The organism is Paraflavitalea sp. CAU 1676 (assembly GCF_029223285.1).
GTDB lineage: Bacteria > Bacteroidota > Bacteroidia > Chitinophagales > Chitinophagaceae > Paraflavitalea.
The window spans coordinates 341475-362235 of record NZ_JARHUJ010000011.1; the positions used below are offsets into that span (position 1 = coordinate 341475).

Consider the following 20761-nt stretch of genomic DNA (forward strand, 5'->3'; position numbering starts at 1 on the left):
CGGATATACCTTATCGCTTATGTCATCGTTCGATCCTGCATTACAATTGGTGAATCAGAACAGTAAGATCATTGCTTCGCTGGGCAAACTGGCCGAAGTATTTCGTGTATTATTTCAATCGCAAGCCCAGGACCACGGGCTCAGCGCTACCCAGCTGCAATTACTCCACTTTATCCATTTTCATCCCAACCCGGCCCATCGCAAAGGCGCCTTTATGGCAAGGGAATTCAACGTCACCAAGGCAACGGTATCTGATAGCCTCAAAGCCCTCGAGCAAAAAGGGCTGGTGCAAAAAGTGGTCGATCCGGAGGATTCACGCAGCTATATACTTTCTCTCACCGAGGCAGGCATAGCCCTGGCCCTGGCCACTGCCGGGGTGACCGCACCGCTCGAAGAAGCCGTGGCGGCACTATCCCCGGAACAAAAAGATCAGCTCACTTTTACCATTCTGGAGCTGATCTATCGCCTGAACCAGGCCAATATTATTTCCACGCAACGCATGTGCTTCAATTGCCATTATTACGCCGGCGACCAGCGCAACACGCACTATTGTAACCTGGTCAATCAAACGCTGCGGGCTACCGACCTGCGGCTGGAATGCCCGGAGTTCAAGACGCCGGCTTAGATTTGTCGTTGCTAGTCGGCATGCATCAGCATGCGCATAGATTCAAACTCACCAACCGGTCTGCCACTTAACTTTTGTTGCATGCCTGCAGGCGACACAGCCAGGCATTTCGGCCAGCCTGCACCGGCCTCATCAAACAGCCTGCGACCAGCTTATCCTGAATGCCTTCGTGGCATCACGGGCAGTCTGCACCGGACACATCGTCCAGCCTGCGACCTAGGCCTTCTTGCGCGACTTCATGGCATCGAGTATTCCCTGCTGGCGGGTGAGCTCTTCTGATTGTTTTTGCTGCTCTATTTTGTTTTGATCAAGCTTCAATTGCAGGGCCTTGATCTTTTCTTCCAGCTCTTTTTGCTCGTCGATGAGTTGCAGGTTGCGTTTGGTGGTCTTCTTCATCACCTCTTCCTGACCCACGATCTGTACATCGAGGTGGCGCGCTTCTACCGAAGGGGTAAGCTGGTTGAGGAAAGCTTTTGCTTCATTGATCTTGTGGCGGTCGACCGAAGAACGGGCGCCTACATTTTCGCTGGGGCGGCCCACGAGCAGGTACACGAGGGTAATATCTTTTTCCTTACGGCTCTTGCGCTCTACTTTGAAGTGCAGGTCATTCAGTTCTACTTCTTCGTCGCTGATCTTCATGTTGCGGTAGATCTGGTACCCTTTGCTTTTGTCGCTTTTGCCGCCCTTTTTGGAAAAATGTTCTTCGATAGCAGCTTCCACTTCCTCCACCGGATAAGGCAGTTCTATCACAGCGGCAATTTTATCGCCTTTGGTATGTTCAACTTTCGATTCAGTGGCTACGACAGCCTGGGCATTGATACGTGTGCTGAGTGCAGTAGACAGTAGCAGGATCAGCAGGGGTAAAGTTCTATTCATTGTGCTTTATTTGGTATAAGATTAGCCATAAAAACATAAACGCAGAAACCCGGCGTTTATACTAAACATTGGTCGCGGCAGGGTGTAAAATATTACTGTTCCTGCTTAAAAGGCGGTTCCGGCGCAGGATTAACGATCACTTTGCGACATGAACCCTTAAATTTGGCATTCAAAATCCTTGTAGTTGAGCATAAAAAAATTAGCTGGTCAAACTCTCTGGTATGGCGTACCCCGCATCGTGAGCCGGTTTCTCAATTTCGGCGTCAGCCTGCTGACCTTCCGGTTGTTTGGTCCTACTGATTCTTACCCTTTCACTCAGATCTATGCCGTCATCCCATTTTTGATGGTGCTCTTTACCTATGGACTTGAAACCAGCTTCTTTCGTTTCGCGCAAACCCACGATAAACAGAAAATATTTAATACCCTTAACATATCCATCTGGGTCTCAACCCTTGCTTTCACCGTGCTACTCTTTGCATTCAAGGGACCGCTAACGCAGTTCATTGAAATGGAAAAATACCCCGAGTTCGTGACCTGGATGATCTGGATCGTGTTCTTCGATACCCTGTACACGATCCCAATGGCCAAATTAAGGCTCGAAGAGCGGCCGCGCAAATATGCTTTCATCAACGTTTTTGCGGTGGTTGTCAATATCCTCGTGGTGTTATTTTTCTACTATGTGGCACGCCCGGCGCGTGAAGCGGGGGAGAACTCGTTTGTAGCGATCTTATACAATCCCCGTATAGGCGTAGGGTATTTTATCATTGCCAACCTCATCGGCAACGGACTGGCCCTGCTACTGCTCTATAAGGAGTTTGCCTCTTTCAAGTTCCAGTTCGACGGGAAACTGTGGCGGGATATTATGCATTATTCTTATCCATTGATCATCGTGGGCTTCGGCGGCATGATCAACGAAATGATGAGCCGGGTCATCTACCGGAAGGTGATCGTGGAAACCTATGCGGGCCAGGCCGAATATGAGTTAGGTATATTTGGCGCCAACTACAAGCTGGCCGTGCTGATCACCATATTCATCCAGATCTTCCGGATGGCGGCCGAACCTTTTTTCTTTAACCAGTCGAAGAGTGAGGGGGCTCAGAAGATGTATGCCCGGGTTACCAAATTGTTCGTGATCGCCTGTTGCTTCATGTTCCTGATCATCTCCCTCAACCTCGAATTCTGGAAGTTACTGATCGCTTCAACGCATAAATCATATGCTGAGGGGATCCGCATTGTGCCGGTGCTTACCATGGCCAGCGTTTTCCTGGGTGTTTACTACAACTTATCGATCTGGTACAAACTCACCAATAAGAATATGATGGCGGCCTATGTTACCATCGCCGGCGCCGTCGTCACGATCGTCCTGAATATGCTATTCATCCCCAAATGGCATTATTTCGGCGCTGCCTGGGCCACTTTCTGCTGTTACCTGTTTATGATGGTGGTCAGCTACATGCAGGGTCAGAAGCACTACCCTATTCCTTATGCCAAAAAGAAACTGATCACTTACCTGGTGATCGTAACGCTGATCTATATTATTCATGAGTTCCTCATAGCTTCCTTCCTTCCTAAAAAGTGGTCAACGACTTCTTATGTTCTTTACTATGGCAGCTCGGCCGTACTGATAGGCCTCTTTACCCTGCTGATCGTAAAAGTGGAGCGAAAGGAAATGCAGAAATTACCCTTTGTAGGCAAATTCTTCTAGCGTCGGGGCGTTACCCCTACCGTTTACCGCTTCTCCTGGCTGCTTCCTTCCCGGAGCAGGCACTATATCCGCGATCATACCCATCAACTCCACTACAAACACACTGGATATCCTACAGAAACCCACATGGCGAAGGTGGCCTAATGGTAGACCCTCAGTGCTTGCCCAGGCCTATGTCAGGCTACTATCTATGAACCATCTCAGGAGCATCTCCGAAAGCAAACCGAAGGAGGGGCTCTGTAGGTCCTCTGTAAGTGCTCTGTAGATGCTCTGTAGGTGCTCTGTAGTTTTCGTCATATATCGAACTAAAATATATGTACAAGGCTTTTTATTGGTTACTACCAGCTTACAATACAAGCAGCCGGGCAACCAAAGCCGCCCGGCTGTCGACATTAAAAACATCTTAATCAAGCCTTTACAAAGGGATTGTGTATTTTTTCGTCGCCGATGGTGGTTTCGGGGCCATGGCCCGAATAGACGGTGGTTTCGTTGGGTAGGATGTACAGCTGTTCGCGGATCGTTTTTGCGAGTGTTTCGAAATTGCCTCCTGGCAGGTCGGTACGACCGATGCTGCGCTGGAATAATACATCACCGCTCAGGATAAATTGCTGTTCGGGACAATAGAAGCTGACATGGCCTGGTGAATGGCCCGGGGTAAAAATGATATTGAGTTGATCGTTACCCAACCGAATGGCCTCACCTTCCCGTAAATAGATCAGGTCGCCTTTGTAATTATCAAAAGGCAACCCCCATTTCAGTCCGGACGTAGGAGCGAAATCCAATACCACTTTTTCTTTTTCGTGCAGGTGTAAGGTTAATCCCCAGGTATCGTGGACAAACTTATTACCAAAAACATGATCGAGGTGGCAATGGGTATTCAATAAAAACTTTGGGGTAAGGCTGTTTTCTTCTATGAACTCCTTCAATTCGATGCGTTCATTGCCGAAATAGCAACCCGGGTCGATAATGCAGCAATCGCCTTGCTCATTATAGACCACATAGGTGTTCTCCTGGATCGGACTGAAGGTAAATTTTTGGATCGTCAGCATAAACGGTATCGTATTTTAGCCAATTGATTTTTTTTCACCCGGTAACAGGGTTTGTTTTAACTTTAAAACATTAATGACAGGCTATGCAATTTCAACAGATCAAGCCATCCACAAAAGTATTACTTGGTTTTTTAGTTTCCGTACTGCTTTTGCACATGGATGTGAGTGCCCAGGTGAACACGGTAGAGTTTGGCAAGAACCGGGTCCAGTATCGCAAATTCAAATGGCAATATTATCAATCCACCAATTTTAATACCTATTTCTACGAGAACGGTCAAACGATCGCCAACTACGTATTGCAAATGGCCGAAGAGGAACTGCCCGGCATCGAGCAGTTTGTAGAATATGGCCTGCAGCGCCGCGCCAATATTGTCATCTACAACAATTTCAACGAGCTGGAGCAATCCAATATCGGCCTCAACCTCGACTGGCAAACAACCGGCGGCATTACCAAGCTGGTGAACAACAAAATGATCGTTTTCTTCAACGGCGATCATGCCGACCTTCGCCGCCAGGTGCGCCAGGGTATTGCCCGCATTTTGGTTGACAATATCCTGTTTGGTGATGATCTTGGTGAGTTTGCGGCCAACCAGGCCCTGCTCGACCTGCCCAAATGGCTGGTAGACGGCTATGTGGATTATGTGGCAGAAGACTGGAATACCACCCTCGACGATCAGTTGAAATCGGCTCTGATGGGAGCTGAATATCGCAACTTTTACCAGTTTGCCTTCGAGAAGCCCCTGCTGGCCGGCCATGCTTTCTGGTACTATATCGCCGACAAATACAAAAAAGAAAACGTTACTTACTTCCTATACCTCTCCCGTGTATACCGCAACCTCAACAGCGCCTCCCAGCGTATCTGCAAAAAGAAATTCAGGGATGTACTGCGCGATTTCATGGAGCAGATGTCGGAAAAGTATTACAAAGACATTACCGGTCGCCGCAATGCGCCTAAGGGGAATGTGATCCTTACGGAAGATGTAACTGCCAACCGCGATTATATCCGCTTTACCCCCAACCCGGCTCCCCGCAGCATGACCTATGCCGTGGTGGAATACGTTAAGGGGCAGAACCAGGTGGTATTGTATGAAAACTTCGTTGATCGCCGGGTGTTGCTGAAGAACGGCGTTCGCTCGCTCGACAATGAAGTAAACCCTGCTTATCCATTACTGTTCTGGGATGGCAAGGGCACGCGCCTTGGCTGTATCTACTGGGAGAAAGGCAAGATCAAATTATTCGTGTACGATCTAGTCAAGCATTACAAGCCGGTTAAGATGGAGCTCACCCATTTTGAGCAGATCCAGAGTGCCAGCTTCATGCTCAATTCCAATACGCTCCTGTTGAGTGCCGTACGGAAGGGCCAGCCGGATATCTTCATTTACAAGATCGGGGAAGATACCTATGAGCAGGTTACCAATGATGGTTATGCCGACCTGGATGCGTCGTTCGTTGCCTTTCCCAACAAGACCGGTATCATTTTCTCGTCCAACCGGCCCGATGCCACTACGATCGGCAAAGACACCGGTGTGGCCACTACCCGTTACAATATCTTCCTGACCGATATTTATAACAAGAGCGATTTCAGGCAGATCACGCAGCTGAGCAAGATGAAGTATGGCAATGCCCGTTATCCGGTGCAATACAATACCTCTCACTTTACTTTCGTCAGCGATGAAACAGGTATTAACAACCGTTTTGCCGGTTTCTTCACCACCCGCCGTGCAGGTTTGGATAGTGTGTATATCGTGGGCGATGAAATATTGCGCAACCCGAGCGACCTGGAACTCGATTCCACGTTGAAGACCTGGGGCAAATCGGCGCCCGACTCCGTGTTTGCGTTCTCTGTTACCAACGACTCCTCGTATGTATTTCCTATTACGAACTACCAAAGCGGCCTGGTAGAGACCAAAGCTGCAGGAGATAACGGACAGGTGAGTGAGGTGCGCCAGGAAGGTGCATTGAAACTGGTGTATCGCTTAAAGGTGGATGAAAACGCGCTCAGGCGGCGCAATGTAAATCCCAAACCAACCGATTACCGTCGCAAAACCATCACGAGTGCGAAGCTATCCGGCGGGCGCGATATACAAACGATCATTCCCGGCGATACTACCGTGAGGAAAAAGAATGATGCCTTTGAAACGGGCTTTGAACCGGAGAAAACAGATTCGGCGGCAGCAGCGGCGGCAGCCAATAAGCAGCCCGTTACGGTGATCGATCCGTTCCAGGAGGCAGTAACAGAAGAAAAGGAATCGGTGCTCAAGAAAGCCAAGCTATTCCCTTACCGGTTGAAGTTCTCTATGGATAACTTCTCCGGCGGTTTCAATAACGACGTGTTGATCACCAAATATCAACCCTATACCGGTTCGCTGCCTGTGATGCTGCAAAGCGGCGGGGCCTTTAACGGTATGCTGAAGGCATCCGTATTTGATCTTTTCGAAGACATCCGGTTTACCGGTGCTATCCGTTTACCGCTGATCGGCGGCGGCGGTGGCGGGGTAAGTGTTGGAACCGGCGGCACGGCGATCTTTACACCGGTTAGTCAGTCGTTGTTTGATGGCGGCGGTGAGTGGTTTGCCCGCGTAGATTACCTCAAGAAGAAATTAGACTTCTCTTTATTGTATTACCGCAAAACGGAGATCGGTGGTGTATTGTTCCAGGGTGGTACCGTGAATGAATACCGCGAGGGAAAATCTTATAGCAACCTCTACCAGGGTGTAGTGAAGCTTCCTTTCGATAAAGTACGCAGTTTGCGCTTTTCATCGGGCGTTCGCCTGGACCGTGTGGTGGTGCGTGCAGAGCTCACCGGTTCTGGTGTAGATACCATTGCGCTGAAAACACCCGACCTGAACAAGCAAACCTGGTGGGTGAACCGCTTTGAATATATACATGACAATGCCATTCAAAAGGCCATGAACATCTGGAACGGTGTTCGTTACAAGGCCTATATCGACCTCAACGCGTTGTTGAATAAACCTACGCAAAGCCAGGTAAAACCGGGTCGTATGATGTTCAACCTGGGCTTCGATGGCCGGTACTACCTGCCCATCTACCGCAACTTCATCTGGGCTGCGCGTGTAGCAGGAGATTTTTCCTGGGGTAATGAGAAGATCATTTACTACCTCGGTGGCGCCGATGGCTGGATGTTCCCCAAGTATAATTCACAGCCCAATCCCGACCCGGCTAATGATTACTCCTATCAATCACTGGCGGTAAACATGCGTGGGTTTAATCAAAACCTTACGAATGGTAACAACTCTGTCGTCATCAACAGTGAGTTCCGCTTCCCGATCTTCAGCACGCTGATCAACCGGCCGATCAATAATGCATTCATCCGCAACTTCCAGGTGATTCAGTTCTTCGATCTGGGCAATGCCTGGGATGGTGACCTGTTCAGCGGTGGACTGAATAAGTTTGAACGTCCTCAACAGTTGTTCCCTCAACGTGACCCGGTGACTGGTGATCCGCTGCCCGACCCTACGGCCACGGTACGTATTAAGGCTGGTGGTATTGGTCCATTGGCTGGTGGCTATGGTTTTGGTGTACGCAGTACGTTGCTAGGGTATTTCCTGCGGCTGGATGCCGGCTGGGAAATGAGTGGCATCTTCCGTGGCAAGCCGATCCTGCATTTTGCGATGGGCGTAGATTTCTAATAGTATCCGATACAGATGATATTGAACGGGGCTGACCTTATGGGGTCGGCCCTGTTTCTTTTATAGCAAGTTTACTTTTTACCAGGGTCTGTTCTTTACCAAGCCATATTCTTTCCGAGAAGCAGCGGCAGCATGGTGAAATGATGTTGCCCCGATGCTCAGGTTTCCCAGTCTCCATGGCGCAAAAAAAGAGGCGTCGCAGGAATGCGACGCCGTTGTCCAACTTAAACCAACCGTCATATTTGGAAGGGTATAACGGGCAAATTCAGAGGTGCAGCACAGGCCTATGAACCTGGTGCGTGTAGTAGCGCAGCGCCTGCCGGTTTCTTTGTCCGGCAGGTTTGGCTGCCTCCAATTACCAGATCATCCTGCTTATCTTTTTGAGTGTGGTGTAAACAAGTAGCATCAGTACGGTAAAGCATATTACCATGGCCCAGGCTTCGCGGTATTGTACCGGGTGCCAGATGAGTTGGGCGATATCTGCCAGCAGGCCAAATGGGTTGGTGAGCACATCCCAGCTGTTGAAGCGGAGGTAGCGGCCGATGTACACACCAAATGCATTGAGCAACATAACCGGATACAAAAACAGCCATACCGTTTTACCAGGAATGTACAACTCAACGATCTTCTCCATATGCCGTACCGACAGGATACCGAGCAGCAAACCGTTCCAGGCAAAGGAAACGATCAGGGCCAGATCGAACCACAGTGGTGCACCGGGATGCCCGCCGAGGTGAAACAGGTCGGTAAGGATATAAAAACTGTTGGGTATAATCAGTATCCAGCCGATGAATACCAGCGCAAACTTCTTCCCATAAGCTGCCCAGCTGGGGGTACGTGTAAGCCAGCTGGAAATAAAATAGGGTATATAGGCCAGAAAGAGATTCCAGATCATAAAGAGGAAATCCCGTTCGCCGGTATAGATGATGCGTGCTGCCACCAGTGATACACCAAAGGTCATCGACAAGGAAAGAATCTTGTCTACTTCGCTGCGTAAAAAGAGCTGACGGTACTGCCAGATGGGTTTGATAATATTTTTCATGTTTATCTTCTTTTAGAGAACGATCTGATAATTGTTAATGGATGAATTTTGGAATGAATACAATGCACCCGGTGATGAATGCGGCAATGGCAGCTACCAGTACGGCACCGGCCGCCACGTCCTTGATGAACTTTATCTCCGGCTTACGCTCCGTGGAGATGAAATCCATAATGCGCTCGATACAGGTATTGAACATTTCTGCCAGCCACACCAGGCCGATCACAAATACCAGGGCAAGCAGTTCGACCTTGGTGACGCCGGTGTAGCCTGCCAATACGATAACGGCAACGGTAGACCCCAGGTGGATCCAGGCATTATGATCGTTGCGCAAAAAAGACAGGATGCCCTGGCCTGCAAATCGGAAACTTCTGACGCGTTCTTTAGTTGAGAATGGTGCTGGTTTCATAATCAGATTATTTAGTGTCAGTTGGCAAGTTGGCCGGGGCCGACATTTCAGTATGATCCGCAAATGACTTTCGACATATATACAGTGACAGCCAACATGCAGCAATTGTTGTTCCAGTAAGGGATTGCGCCAGGTTGTTGTTCAGCGAAAACCTGTTGCCGACGACATAATTTACCGACATGTAAAATAAGGCTATGAACAGGGACTCGATCACGGCTATCCAGCAAACTTTGCCACTTGCCGAATAGGGGAACAAGCTCGCTGCCTTTACCAGCAGGATGGTCAATACCAGAAAAGGCAAACCTGCCACAACTCCACCTATGTAAATAAAGGGTACAGAAAACAGCCAGTAAATTTCCCCATATACGGCTCCCATTATTCCGAAAAAAAGAGCATTAAAGAATATGGTATTCATCCAAATCTTCACACTGATTTTTACGACTTCCATAGCAGCGGCATTTTAGTGTATTGGATGTTTGCGAAGGGACCTTGTAGTTACCGCATCGGCATAGTTCCACGAGAGCCAGCTAAGATGCTCCTGTTTCTCGAGATAGGCATTGGTGCGCACAGCGATCGTTGCGGCAAAACAGGTATCGCAAGGATAAGGCACGCCATTTTTCCAGCTGGTGCCACTTACATCCGACAAATTCTCCTGAACGGTTGTCTGCCGCTGCTTAAAGGCTTCCATATTGGCCTGCAGCAGCGGTAATGTTTTGTCGGATAAAGTTAGCAGGAACTGTGCATCGAGCGGCACCCGGTCTTTGTGTTTAATATTATAGCTGGCGATCAACTCGTCCCAATGAACGGTAGAAGCCAATACCAGCAACAGGATGCCTGCCCAGGCATTTACCCGAAATAAGAAGTAGGCGGTGCGTTGTTTCCAGATCTTGATGAATACGGTAGTAAGGCCTACCAGCACCATCAACAGGAAAAACAATACCCCGATCCTTTTGTAAGCCAGCCCATACCGGGCGATGTAATAATAATCGCGCAGCAATACCGATACTACCAGGATACAGTTTTGGGCGATCCAGGCATAGGCGCCATAGCGGAGCCATTTGTTGCGTTTGTAGAAGTTGAGATTGCCTTTGAAGAAAAAGAGTACGACCAACATCGCCAATACAATAGATACGATCAGCAATTCGGTGCCGTCATGCACCATCTTATAGAGAAACACTTCGCCCATATAATCGAAATCGAACCAGAGGTAGCTGATATCGATCAGGTTGATGACCAGCAACAGCGCATTGAGCAGGAACAAACTGATGATACCGGTGGTATTCTCATTTTTCAACGCCAGCGTGCCTTTGGCAAATCGCCCCATCACCGCCTCGATGATCTGGAAAGAAGGGCGGGCCAACCTTTGCCGCCAGCTGGTGCGCGTACGCTGCAATTCGTCGTTCCTGTTCTTTTCGCGGTTCACAAAGAAATCGATCTTGCTACGCATCAATAAACAACCCGTTACATATACACCGAACAACAGGAAGAGCAACCGTTGAGGCGAGAACACATCGAACAAGGCATGAAAGAATTTGCCCAAATAAATGTCGATGCTATTGGCGATGGCCTGGAATACGCTGTTGGACGAGAAGTAGATGAAAAAGAACACAACCAGGAGTATCAGCGGAAAGATGGCGAAGCGGATCACCTTCGACAGTCGCTTTCTCTTTTTTCCACTGGCACGTGCTGGTTTGAAGTGTTCTCCAAAAGAGGCAATGCAGAAGATAATGTTGAGGATAACCGAACCGCCGGCAAACCAGGCTGACCGGTGCACATATTCTGCAAACCCCACGATCAGCAATAAGGTGGTGGCAAAGGCGATCTTACTCAATACGGTGTTGTGCACCACGATCATGGCCAGGCAGATAAGGTGACCGACCAGCAGCCACCTCACCACAGCATTTTGCCTGGCGCGGGCGTATAAGTAGAATATGGCTGTTAAGATGAATGCATCGAACAGCACGGTGTTGATGCCGAGTTTTTCCTGCCAGAATACGAGGCTGAACAGCACGCCCCCGGCAATAACTAATAAGCTTTGTGAAATCTTGTTACGCATAACGGTTGATTTTAAGACATAAGTTGGCCTGTCCGCTGGTTAAACGACCAGCCGGCAGTGTGTTGAACTTTTGATGCTATTGGTTATTTAGTTGGTTCCATTAAAAACATAGGCCGATGAATTTACGCTGGAGTACAATCATACTTCATCAGGCAATTGCAGGAAACGGTTTGATTGGCTGACCTTTTCCATTGTTCACTTTCGACAAAATACTTTCCAGTAAAGGAAGCATCTGATTCAGTCCCTTGGTTTTGATAATAAAATTCCAAAGCGGCTCAAACTTTTTCCAGCCACCCGCATAAGCAAAATGTTTGATCATATGGTGCAGGTTATCATGTTGCACACTCGCTTTCGCAACGTTTTTCCAGGAATAGAAAGATTTATATGCCCAATCATAACCAGCTTTCAATTCATCGGCAGATAGTCCGCCTGTTTTATATACCACCTGCCGGGTGTCATATAAATCCCAGTTATGATGGAGGATACGTCCGGCTTGCTCCATGTCTTTATAAAGCCTTGTGCCTGGATAAGGCGTTAGTATATGAAAAGTGGAAGTTGTAAGGCCGTTTGATACTGCCCAATCGACTGTCCGCTTGAATACATCCTGCCTATCCTCATCCAGGCCGAATACAAAACTGCCATTTATCATGATCCCGAGGTCGTGCAGCCGGCGTATTGCTTCCTGATAATTTTTCCCCAGGTTCTGTTTCTTGTTGCTTTGCTGCAGGTTGCCCTCACTTAGCGTTTCAAAGCCGATAAATACGCTGCGAAGTCCTGCCCTGGCCGCCTTTTCAATAAGGTCGCCCCGAAGGATTGCATCTATCGTAGATGCGCCTTGAAAAACACGATCCATTCCTTCCATACCCGCGAATAATGCCGCAGCAAATTTCTGGTTGCCAAGAAGGTGATCATCCAGAAAATAAAGGTGTCGGCCGGGAAGCCGGTCAATTTCAGCAAGGGCTGCATCTACACGTTGGGTATAAAAGGACTTACCCCCTTCAAAAAAGGCATCTTTATAGCAAAAATCGCAATGATGCGGGCATCCTCTCGATACGACAATTGAATTGGGTACCAGGTATAAATTTCTTTTGATGAGATCGCGTCGGATAGGAGGAATGCTTTCAATATTCCTCGTGTTATTGACATAGATTGGCTTAGGATTTCCTGAGCGGTAGTCATTCAGGAATCGGGGGAAGGTATCTTCTCCGGGCCCAATGAATAAACTATCTGCAAAAGGTTTCGCCTCATCGGGCAATGAACTTACATGAAGGCCTCCAAGACAAACATAGCTCCCTTTGGCACGGTAATGTGCTGCTATTTTGTATGCTCTAAAGGCATTGGTTATATAGACCTGTATAATAACAAGATCCGGATTATCGGAGAGATCAAGCGTTTCTACATGCTCGTCCTGCAAGCATACCTCATCATCCGGCGAGCACCACGCCGCCAATGTGGCCAGCCCCAAAGGAGGAAAGAGGGAATATTTGATCGGACGCCAATAGGGGCTTTTGGCTTCGGTCAATGCCGGGAGGATCATTTTTATTTTCATGGTTACCCTTTTTCAGCAAGTGATGAGTAATCGCCCAGGGCGTATAGTTTTTTCTGTTGAGTACAAACAGCTACCACTCCAGACACGATGGCGATTGCCAGTAAGACATAATTTTCCTCATTGAATTCTTTAAAAAAAGCCATGTATATAAGCCATCCCGTCAATCCCAAAATCGCGGCTACTCCTATCATGACACGATAAGTCCAGACACCGGACAGGCCCTTGCGTACACACAGCGCCAATGTGAGGGGAATTACCAGCAAGGCCGGTGAAGAAACGATCAAGCCAAGTCCGGCACCATACTGCAATAAAAGCGGAACAAAGCCCGGGCCCAGGAACAAGGCCAGGAATGCTGTTCCTATTGCGGTGTTGACCAATACTGCGATGAACCAAACTTTAAAAGTGAACCCGATTCTTTGTGATAAGGTATTGCTCATATTCATAAGTGTTTAAAATGCCATAATAATACCCAACTCGTAAAGTGCTTTGCATTACAAAGTGCAGGGGCAAAAAAAATATTACTTCACTCCTCTGATCATATTCTCCAATGCCTCAATATGTTCCTTGAAAGCTTTTTCACCAGCCTTTGTTATTGAATAAGTTGTATTGGTCTTACGGCCTACGAACCCTTTGTGGACCTTGATGAACCCGTTTTCTTCGAGGTTGACCAGGTGCGAGGCCAGGTTACCGTCCGTTACCTCCATCATCTGCTTGAGGTCATTAAAGCTCACCTCCTCATTCACCATGAGGATGCTCATGACCCCCAGCCGGATACGGCTGTCAAATATTTTATTAAGATTTCCAATCGGGTTCTTCATACACACACTAATTATGCTGAATGCCATCCTCATCTTTCATATTTCCACCACATAATGGCACCATAAACGATATGCAGGATGCCGAAACCAGCGGCCCAAAAATACAACCCCTCGTTGATTATCCAGAGATTGAGTATGCCCAGGATGATCTGGCCATAGCCAAGGTAGCGTATCTCGCCAAGGGTGTATTTAGAAGCATTCACCAATGCCAGTCCATAAAAAATAAGGCAGCCCGGCGCCACCAGCTCATAATACCCAAATTCCAGGGCCCGTACTATCATAATACCACCTACCACCATGGGCATTATGGTGTTCCAGGCCAATCGCTGTACCGTACGGTCCCAGATCGGTACACCATTCTTCCTGCTCCGGATATACGTAAACAAAAAAGCCGATATAAAAGCCGCAATGAAGGTGATCACGGCAATCAGGATGAGATCATAGAACAAGTCCAGGGAAGCCTGCTCTTCGTTATAAATGCTTTGGTGCTGCCGGCCACCATGATATACAAGAAAACTTCCCAGCCTGCTATGGGCTGCCCAGGCGCCCAGCAAGGCGCAGATCCCCGCGCTGATACCACTCCATCCGCTCAGCGAAATAAACCGTGAGGAACGCTCCATCATGCGTTTAATATCCTGCAGCGTTTCCAAAGTTTGTGGTTGGTGTTGGCTATCCATATAAAGCACTTTGTAACACAAAGTAGGGGCAAATATTTCATATTTGCAAACTTTTGTCGTTATATCCCTGTTTTTGGTTCTTTTTAACAGTTCCCGATAGGGGGCTTAGTCGTATTTTTGGTCATTAGAACAAATTGATTGTGTGAAGAATTTTTTATCGAGTATAGCCCGGCTTTGTTGCTTTTTATTGTTGATCCAAGCCGCCCAGGGACAAACCAAGGTACTGCGGGGCGTTATCAAAGATGCCCACAGTGATGAACGTATCCCTTTTGCCTCTATGCAATTCCAGGGCTCCGGCAGCGGCAAGCTGAGTGATTCTGCCGGATCTTTCCTCTTCCGCTTCGACCAATGGCCCCTCGATTCCATAAAGATCACCTACGTTGGTTACCAGGATTTCCTTTTGGTTATCGACTCTGCTCTCATCAGTAAGGCCCGAAGCGGGGTTATAGACATCAGTATCCTGCTTGAAAGGGGCAAATTCACGAATGAAGTGGTAGTACGCCAGAAGATAGACCGCGGCCTCCTCATGTGGAAAAGGATCGTGCGGCGCAAGGCAAAGAATGACCGCTACCGGTTCGATAATTTCTCCTACGAATTGTACAACAAGCTGGAAGTCGATATCAAGAATATCAAGCGGGATAAGTGGGCGAACCTCCCTTTCATCAAAAAATTCAACTTCGTACTCAACAATATTGATACCACCGATGAAGGCAATCCTTACCTGCCCATCTATCTTACAGAAGCCATTTCCGATTATTACTACCAGAAATCACCCCGCAAGCGCCGCGAAGTGTTCCAGGGCACCAAAACCATGGGCATCAACAACGAAAGCGTAGCCCGCTTCCTGGGTGGTATGGATCAAAACATCAACTTTTACAGCAACTTCATCCCGGTATTCGACAAACTCTTTGTAAGTCCTCTCAGCGATAATGGCGACAGCTACTACCGCTACAAAGTGCTGGACACCCAGGTCGTTAACGGGCGCCGCCTCATTCACATGTCATTTACTCCCAAACGTGGGGGCGAGAATACTTTTGAAGGTGATTGCTGGGCACACGATACTACCTGGGCCATCCAGAAGATGAACCTGCGCCTGTCGAAAGATGCGAACATCAACTACGTAGACCGGTTGAGCCTGATCCAGGAATTCAGCCTCATCAACGACAGCACCTGGTTCCTTACCCGCGATAAGTTTGTCGTAGACCTCTCCCTTACCGGCGAAAAGGCCTTGTCGGCCATCGGCAGAAAAAGCACCACCTACCGCAACATCATGGTCAATGATCCATCGGTCGTGGAAGAGCTGGGCAAAAACAAGCTGACTGAAGAGACCATACTGTCACCTGCTGCGCAACAGGCCCCCGACTCTTTCTGGGTCGAATCGCGTCACGAAGAACTCAATAAGTCGGAGAAAGCGATCTATCAAACCATTGATACCCTGCTCAAGATGCCCGCCTTTAAGCGTGCCACCAGGACCCTTAATTTCCTGGCTACCGGCTACATGAATATCGGCAACTACGAGATCGGTCCCTGGTTCAACTGGGCCACCGCCAACGTACAGGAAGGATTCCGTACGAGGTTCGACCTCGCTACGAATAAATATTTCAGCAAGAAAGTATTGTTCCACGGCTACCTGGCCTATGGCTTCAAAGACCAGGAATTCAAATACCAGTTGGATGCAATGTATCTTTTCAACAAGAACCCCCGTACGTATATCACCGTATCGCATAAGCACGATTTCGACCGCGGTCAGCAATACTACGATGCCATCAGCCAGGACAATATCTTCGCACTGGCCATCCGCAAAAGCGGCGTACCCATCAAGTTCCTGATGGCCGATGAAACCAAGGTAGACCTGTTTGGCTCTACCAAATCGGGCTTCTCGGTAACACTCGGCGGCGCCCATAAAAACTACGATCCCGTACGCAACCTGCCCTATAAATCGCTGTTTGTAGACGACAAGGGCGACTCTGCCATCCGGACCACCGAGGCCACCATTCGCTTCCGGTATGCTCACCTCGAAAAGTTCCTGGAAACTACTTTCAATCGCTATAGCCTGGGCAGCGACTTTCCGATCATTGAGCTCCGTTATACGCGGGGTTTAAAAGGCGCACTAAGCGGTAAATACGATTATCATAAGCTAAGCGCCAGCGTATCCGACTATTCGAAAATTCCACCATTCGGCACTGTTTATTACAATGTCTTTGCAGGCCGCACCTGGGGCAAGTTGCCCTATATGCTGCTCGACGTAGCACCCGGTAATGAGATCTATTATTACGATAAGTATGCCTTCAACCTCATGAACCGCTACGAATACCTGAACGACCGATATGCCGGTATCAATTTCGAGCACAATTTCGGCAACGGCATTTTCCGTTTGCTTCCCTTTACCCGGAAACTCAAGTTCCGCCAGTTCTGGACTGTGAAGGCGCTGGTGGGCAGCCTGAGCGATGAGAACAAGGAATACAATATGCCGGCAGGTTCCGATTACAAATTCGAATCCCTCGATGGCAAGACCTATGTAGAAGTAGGTACGGGCGTTGATAATATCTTCCGCCTCTTCAGGGTCGACTTCATCTGGCGACTGGCGCCTACCCCCCTGCCCAAGGAAACGGTAAAGAAATTCGGGGTATTCTTCAGCTTCCGCCTGGCATTTTAACCGATATCAGCCTATAAAAGGATAAATCGAAAAGGGTGTCTCAGCTGTACAGCTGAGACACCCTTTTCGATTATGGATTGGCTATTGTGCTACCAGCCCAGCGTGATGTAACACGCTATTCTTTTATACCAGTTGTATTAACGGGTTTTTCGAATGTCCATTCACTACGTTCCAGCTTCCTTGTAGCGGGATACACCTCATCGAGTGTATTACCACTGTACAGGCGGCCATTCTTCATTACCATATTGATGGTATTGGTATTGCGGATATTCTCCAGCGGATTCTTGTCCATAATGATCAGGTCGGCCAGCTTACCAGGCTGAATGCTTCCGATATCGCCATCCAATCCCAGTGCTTCTGCACCGAGTATGGTAGCGGTCTTCAGCGCATCGAGCGTGCTCATACCACCGCTCTGCATAGACCAAAGCTCCCAATGATATCCTAAACCCTGTAACTGTCCATGGCTACCGATGCCAGCCAGCGCACCGCTTTCCACCATCGACTTCATCGACTTCGCGTGTTTGACAAACACATGTTCTTCGGGCATGAACCAGGCTCCGCGGCGGCGTGTTTTGGGCGCCAGCTCATCGTATGGTGTGAAGTTCTGCAGCTTCTTATCGTTGTAGGGCATTTCGGTCTCATAATAGAAGTTCTCTGCCCAGGGACCACCATAGGATACCAACAGGGTGGGTGTTACCGCCATCTTCGACTCGGCGATGGACTTGTACACATCTTTGTACAACGGATAAACGGGTATGGTATGCTCATGACCGGGATAGCCATCGAGCATATTGGTCATGTTGAGCTTGTAGTTAAGACCGCCTTCGGTAGTAGGCATCAGGCCCTGGTCTTTCGCAGCCTTGATGATCCACTGCCTTACCTGGCGCGGCCCTGTGAGGTACATTTTGATGTACTTCGTATTGTAGTATTTGCTGTACTGGCGCAGGATGCTGCTGGCGTGTGCAGAGTCACGCACATTGTACATCCAGAAGCCCACACCGGGACCTGTCGAGTATACGCGCGGGCCCACGATCTTACCGGCATCGACCATATCGGCGTAGGTGAGCACGTCGGTAGTGGCCGTTTGCGGATCGCGTGTAGCGGTTACACCATAAGCGAGGTTGGCCGCATAGATCCACACCTGGTTCTTATGTACGCCCCAGGTAGGCCACATGTGCGAATGCGTATCCACAAACCCCGGCACAATGGTTTTACCAGCCACATCGATCACTTTAGTGTTGGCCGGCACCTGTAGTGTGCCGCTAGGCCCTACTGCCTTGATGCGGTTGTTGACCACAAGGATATCGCCCTGCTCGATCACCTCATTACCCTTCATGGTAACGATGCGTGCTCCTTTGAGCAACACCGATGCTTTGGGCATGTCTTTTTCGAAATATAGCTTAATAGCGATCTCTTCAGGCTTGTATTTGAACTCTTCTTTCTTCTCAACGACCTTCTTCGCAAGCGTATCGATGAGTTTCTTCGTGGTATCGGTCTTTATCTTAACCACGTCGGTGATCGCTTTGGCGAGGGAATCTTCTTTGCGTTTGGCTTCGGCTTTTTTAGCCAGTTTCACGCTGTCTTCCTGCGCCACTGCTTTATCTACATCGTACACGAAGTGCGCATTGCCCAGCGACCAGTGAACACGTTTGCCATCCGCTTCCCAGCTGGCAAACTCGCCACCAAGGTCCGTCAGCTTGCGTGCGGGGAACGAAGCGCTGGCAGCATCTGCTACCGAAATGGAAGCCGTTTTACCGGTTTTGGGTACCGTGATCACGTAGATATCGTTGTTGACCTGCGCCAGCGCCCTGTTGCCCGTGGGCGACATGTTGATCTGCGCCGCCGAAGAAGGCACCTGCACTTCCATAGCCTGCGCTACTTTCTCGGTAAGCAGGCAGAAATCGGACGAGTTAAGCTCATGCTGATGTTCCGCATCCTTCCAGTTGCTGATGCCGTAGGTAGTAACACCAGTTACACGTACCAGTACTTTTTCATCTTTGCCTTCCCAGTTCACGGAGATCAGACTGCCCCCCTGGTTGAGATAAATACGGTCATCTTCACCTTTTACAAAGTGAGGGTTGCCGCGGAAGTTAGCGCGGCTGATGAGCGTGATCTCCCCGCCGTTGGCCGGCATCCAGCAGATCTCGTTCTCTGTTTCATTAGCGCCCGGCGATATGGATTCCTGGTAACGCTGCAATTTTCCGCGCACGAATACGATGCGATCGTTCTTTCCATTGAATACTGCCGATGAATAGAAGGCCGGTTCTTTCGTAAGTTTTTGCAAAGTAGTCTTGCCGTTCACGTTCACTTTGTACAGATGGCCACCCTCGGGTGTCCAGGTGGTGAATACGATATGGTTACCATCGGTTGACCAGGCGGGTTCGGCCTCCGTAAACTCATGCGTGGTGAGACGCCTGGGCGTACCATTGGGATAGTCCATTACATAGAGGCGGTTCAACACAGTAAAGGCAAGTTTCCTGCCATCGGGCGAGGGCACCGCACCCCGTATTTGGGTAGCGAGTATATGCGATGTATCTGTTACCGGGTATTTGAATTCGAGGCGCGGCCCTAGTTCCAGGTTTATGTCAGCTGTGAAAGGGATTTCGGTTGGCTTTCCGCCATCCACCGGTATGCGGTAGATCTTGCCGCCATAAGAAGCGATAAGTGCTTTGCTATCGGGCGTAAAGGACATGCCAGGCAATACACCCATCGTGGCCATCGACTCCTGCTCGTCTCTTTGCACGGGGTAAGCGAGCCAGCGTTCATCGCCGCTGGTGATGTTGCGGATCACGAGACCTGTTTTGTCTTCAAACCTCGAACCGTATACCAGCCATTTGCCATCTTTCGACAGTACAGGGGTAAAGGCCGATCCATAACGCGAAGTGATCGTAGAGGTACGCGCATTATCGCGGTCATACACACTGATCTGGTATTGCGGTAAGGGCGCGTTGTAGGTCCAGGCGCCATTGCGCGAAGAAAAATACACATAGCGACCATCGGGACTAACGGCCGGGTCGATGGTCTTGAAGCCGGGCGTTTCTACCAATTGCACACCACTGCCGGCATCCTTGTGCAGCATCCACAGCTTTACATCGAGACGGCCGCGTGCGGCGACGATGTAATCGCCATCGGGTGTCCAGGCAGCGCCGGGGAAGTTCTGGTCGCGATCTTTCGTAACCTGCACGGTGTCCTGTTTCTCCCGGTCGATGTACCAGATATTTTCGGAACCGCTTCTGTCGGAAGTGAAGAGGAGTTTCTTTCCATCGGGACTATACCTCGGATGCGTATCGAAAGACAGGCCTTTGGTAACAATGGTGGCTTTACCCCCTGTAATGGGAACAGTATAGATATCTCCCATCAGGTCGAACGCAATCGATTGACCATCGGGACTCACGTCCACACTCATCCAGGTTCCTTCGTTCGTAGCAAAGGAGATCTTGCGCTCGGGCTTCAGCGGAAGACTTTTATACTCTGTAAATTTTGTAGTGTCCTTTCGGATGGTGTCAGCTACGGCAGGATTGTTGAACGCAGTGAGGTGGCGTTCATGACCTGTAGCTGCCCATACCGCACCGGCGATCAGTACCGCAGGTACTGCAACCAGCCGGCGGTTGCGTTTTTTTGGCAGGGCTATGCTCATAATTAGTAGATTTTT

At 49.1% G+C, this 20761-nt stretch carries 15 protein-coding genes; 4 read left to right on the forward strand and 11 right to left on the reverse strand.

Annotated elements, in window-relative coordinates:
• Positions 1-19: 19 nt before the first annotated feature.
• Positions 20-625, forward strand: coding sequence for a MarR family transcriptional regulator (locus P2H89_RS32085; RefSeq protein ID WP_275834997.1), 606 nt, complete (start codon positions 20-22; stop codon positions 623-625).
• A 216-nt stretch (positions 626-841) separates the two neighbouring features.
• On the opposite strand, the gene P2H89_RS32090 is transcribed toward P2H89_RS32085, so the two are convergent.
• Positions 842-1501, reverse strand: coding sequence for a hypothetical protein (locus tag P2H89_RS32090; protein ID WP_275834999.1), 660 nt, complete (start codon positions 1499-1501; stop codon positions 842-844).
• A gap of 184 nt (positions 1502-1685) precedes the next feature.
• Between P2H89_RS32090 and P2H89_RS32095 the strand changes: the two genes are divergently transcribed.
• Positions 1686-3206 (forward strand): polysaccharide biosynthesis C-terminal domain-containing protein, encoded by a 1521-nt coding sequence (locus P2H89_RS32095; RefSeq protein WP_275835001.1) that lies wholly within the window; start codon positions 1686-1688, stop codon positions 3204-3206.
• 407 nt (positions 3207-3613) lie between these two features.
• Here P2H89_RS32095 and P2H89_RS32100 read toward each other — a convergent pair whose 3' ends face one another.
• On the reverse strand, positions 3614-4255 hold the full coding sequence (locus P2H89_RS32100; protein WP_275835003.1) for an MBL fold metallo-hydrolase: 642 nt from the start codon (positions 4253-4255) through the stop codon (positions 3614-3616).
• Between the two features lie 83 nt (positions 4256-4338).
• Between P2H89_RS32100 and P2H89_RS32105 the strand changes: the two genes are divergently transcribed.
• Positions 4339-7905, forward strand: coding sequence for a hypothetical protein (locus tag P2H89_RS32105; RefSeq protein ID WP_275835005.1), 3567 nt, complete (start codon positions 4339-4341; stop codon positions 7903-7905).
• A gap of 355 nt (positions 7906-8260) precedes the next feature.
• Here P2H89_RS32105 and P2H89_RS32110 read toward each other — a convergent pair whose 3' ends face one another.
• The 8 genes from P2H89_RS32110 to P2H89_RS32145 all read right to left on the reverse strand — a co-directional run bounded on the left by P2H89_RS32110 (position 8261) and on the right by P2H89_RS32145 (position 14453).
• Entirely contained in the window at positions 8261-8947 is a 687-nt protein-coding gene (locus tag P2H89_RS32110; protein ID WP_275835007.1) for a DUF1361 domain-containing protein, read from the reverse strand.
• Between the two features lie 34 nt (positions 8948-8981).
• Positions 8982-9353: a diacylglycerol kinase family protein gene (locus P2H89_RS32115; protein ID WP_275835009.1), complete on the reverse strand. Its 372-nt coding sequence runs from the start codon at positions 9351-9353 to the stop codon at positions 8982-8984.
• Between the two features lie 7 nt (positions 9354-9360).
• Positions 9361-9801, reverse strand: a complete 441-nt coding sequence (locus tag P2H89_RS32120; RefSeq protein ID WP_275835010.1) for a hypothetical protein — start codon at positions 9799-9801, stop codon at positions 9361-9363.
• Positions 9802-9813: 12 nt separating this feature from the next.
• Entirely contained in the window at positions 9814-11409 is a 1596-nt protein-coding gene (locus P2H89_RS32125) for a DUF4153 domain-containing protein (RefSeq protein ID WP_275835021.1), read from the reverse strand.
• 148 nt (positions 11410-11557) lie between these two features.
• Positions 11558-12958, reverse strand: a complete 1401-nt coding sequence (locus tag P2H89_RS32130) for a radical SAM protein (protein ID WP_275835023.1) — start codon at positions 12956-12958, stop codon at positions 11558-11560.
• 2 nt (positions 12959-12960) lie between these two features.
• Entirely contained in the window at positions 12961-13395 is a 435-nt protein-coding gene (locus P2H89_RS32135) for a hypothetical protein (RefSeq protein WP_275835025.1), read from the reverse strand.
• Positions 13396-13476: 81 nt separating this feature from the next.
• On the reverse strand, positions 13477-13776 hold the full coding sequence (locus tag P2H89_RS32140; RefSeq protein WP_275835027.1) for a transcriptional regulator: 300 nt from the start codon (positions 13774-13776) through the stop codon (positions 13477-13479).
• A gap of 29 nt (positions 13777-13805) precedes the next feature.
• On the reverse strand, positions 13806-14453 hold the full coding sequence (locus P2H89_RS32145; protein ID WP_275835029.1) for a hypothetical protein: 648 nt from the start codon (positions 14451-14453) through the stop codon (positions 13806-13808).
• Between the two features lie 142 nt (positions 14454-14595).
• On the opposite strand from P2H89_RS32145, the gene P2H89_RS32150 reads away from it, so the two are divergent.
• Positions 14596-17109 (forward strand): DUF5686 family protein, encoded by a 2514-nt coding sequence (locus tag P2H89_RS32150; RefSeq protein WP_275835031.1) that lies wholly within the window; start codon positions 14596-14598, stop codon positions 17107-17109.
• A 115-nt stretch (positions 17110-17224) separates the two neighbouring features.
• On the opposite strand, the gene P2H89_RS32155 is transcribed toward P2H89_RS32150, so the two are convergent.
• Complete coding sequence (locus tag P2H89_RS32155; RefSeq protein ID WP_275835033.1) at positions 17225-20746, reverse strand: amidohydrolase family protein; 3522 nt, start codon at positions 20744-20746, stop codon at positions 17225-17227.
• Between the last annotated feature and the right edge of the window lie 15 nt (positions 20747-20761).

What these genes read in the sequence shown, in the direction of transcription:
- P2H89_RS32125 (WP_275835021.1), bottom strand. Translation starts at nt 11,409, where the DNA reads ATGCGTAACAAGATTTCACAAAGCTTATTAGTTATTGCCGGGGGCGTG.
- P2H89_RS32140 (WP_275835027.1), bottom strand. Translation starts at nt 13,776, where the DNA reads ATGAAGAACCCGATTGGAAATCTTAATAAAATATTTGACAGCCGTATC.
- P2H89_RS32120 (WP_275835010.1), bottom strand. Translation starts at nt 9,801, where the DNA reads ATGGAAGTCGTAAAAATCAGTGTGAAGATTTGGATGAATACCATATTC.
- P2H89_RS32135 (WP_275835025.1), bottom strand. Translation starts at nt 13,395, where the DNA reads ATGAGCAATACCTTATCACAAAGAATCGGGTTCACTTTTAAAGTTTGG.
- P2H89_RS32130 (WP_275835023.1), bottom strand. Translation starts at nt 12,958, where the DNA reads ATGAAAATAAAAATGATCCTCCCGGCATTGACCGAAGCCAAAAGCCCC.
- P2H89_RS32115 (WP_275835009.1), bottom strand. Translation starts at nt 9,353, where the DNA reads ATGAAACCAGCACCATTCTCAACTAAAGAACGCGTCAGAAGTTTCCGA.
- P2H89_RS32105 (WP_275835005.1), top strand. Translation starts at nt 4,339, where the DNA reads ATGCAATTTCAACAGATCAAGCCATCCACAAAAGTATTACTTGGTTTT.
- P2H89_RS32110 (WP_275835007.1), bottom strand. Translation starts at nt 8,947, where the DNA reads ATGAAAAATATTATCAAACCCATCTGGCAGTACCGTCAGCTCTTTTTA.
- P2H89_RS32100 (WP_275835003.1), bottom strand. Translation starts at nt 4,255, where the DNA reads ATGCTGACGATCCAAAAATTTACCTTCAGTCCGATCCAGGAGAACACC.
- P2H89_RS32090 (WP_275834999.1), bottom strand. Translation starts at nt 1,501, where the DNA reads ATGAATAGAACTTTACCCCTGCTGATCCTGCTACTGTCTACTGCACTC.
- P2H89_RS32155 (WP_275835033.1), bottom strand. Translation starts at nt 20,746, where the DNA reads ATGAGCATAGCCCTGCCAAAAAAACGCAACCGCCGGCTGGTTGCAGTA.
- P2H89_RS32085 (WP_275834997.1), top strand. Translation starts at nt 20, where the DNA reads ATGTCATCGTTCGATCCTGCATTACAATTGGTGAATCAGAACAGTAAG.
- P2H89_RS32145 (WP_275835029.1), bottom strand. Translation starts at nt 14,453, where the DNA reads ATGGATAGCCAACACCAACCACAAACTTTGGAAACGCTGCAGGATATT.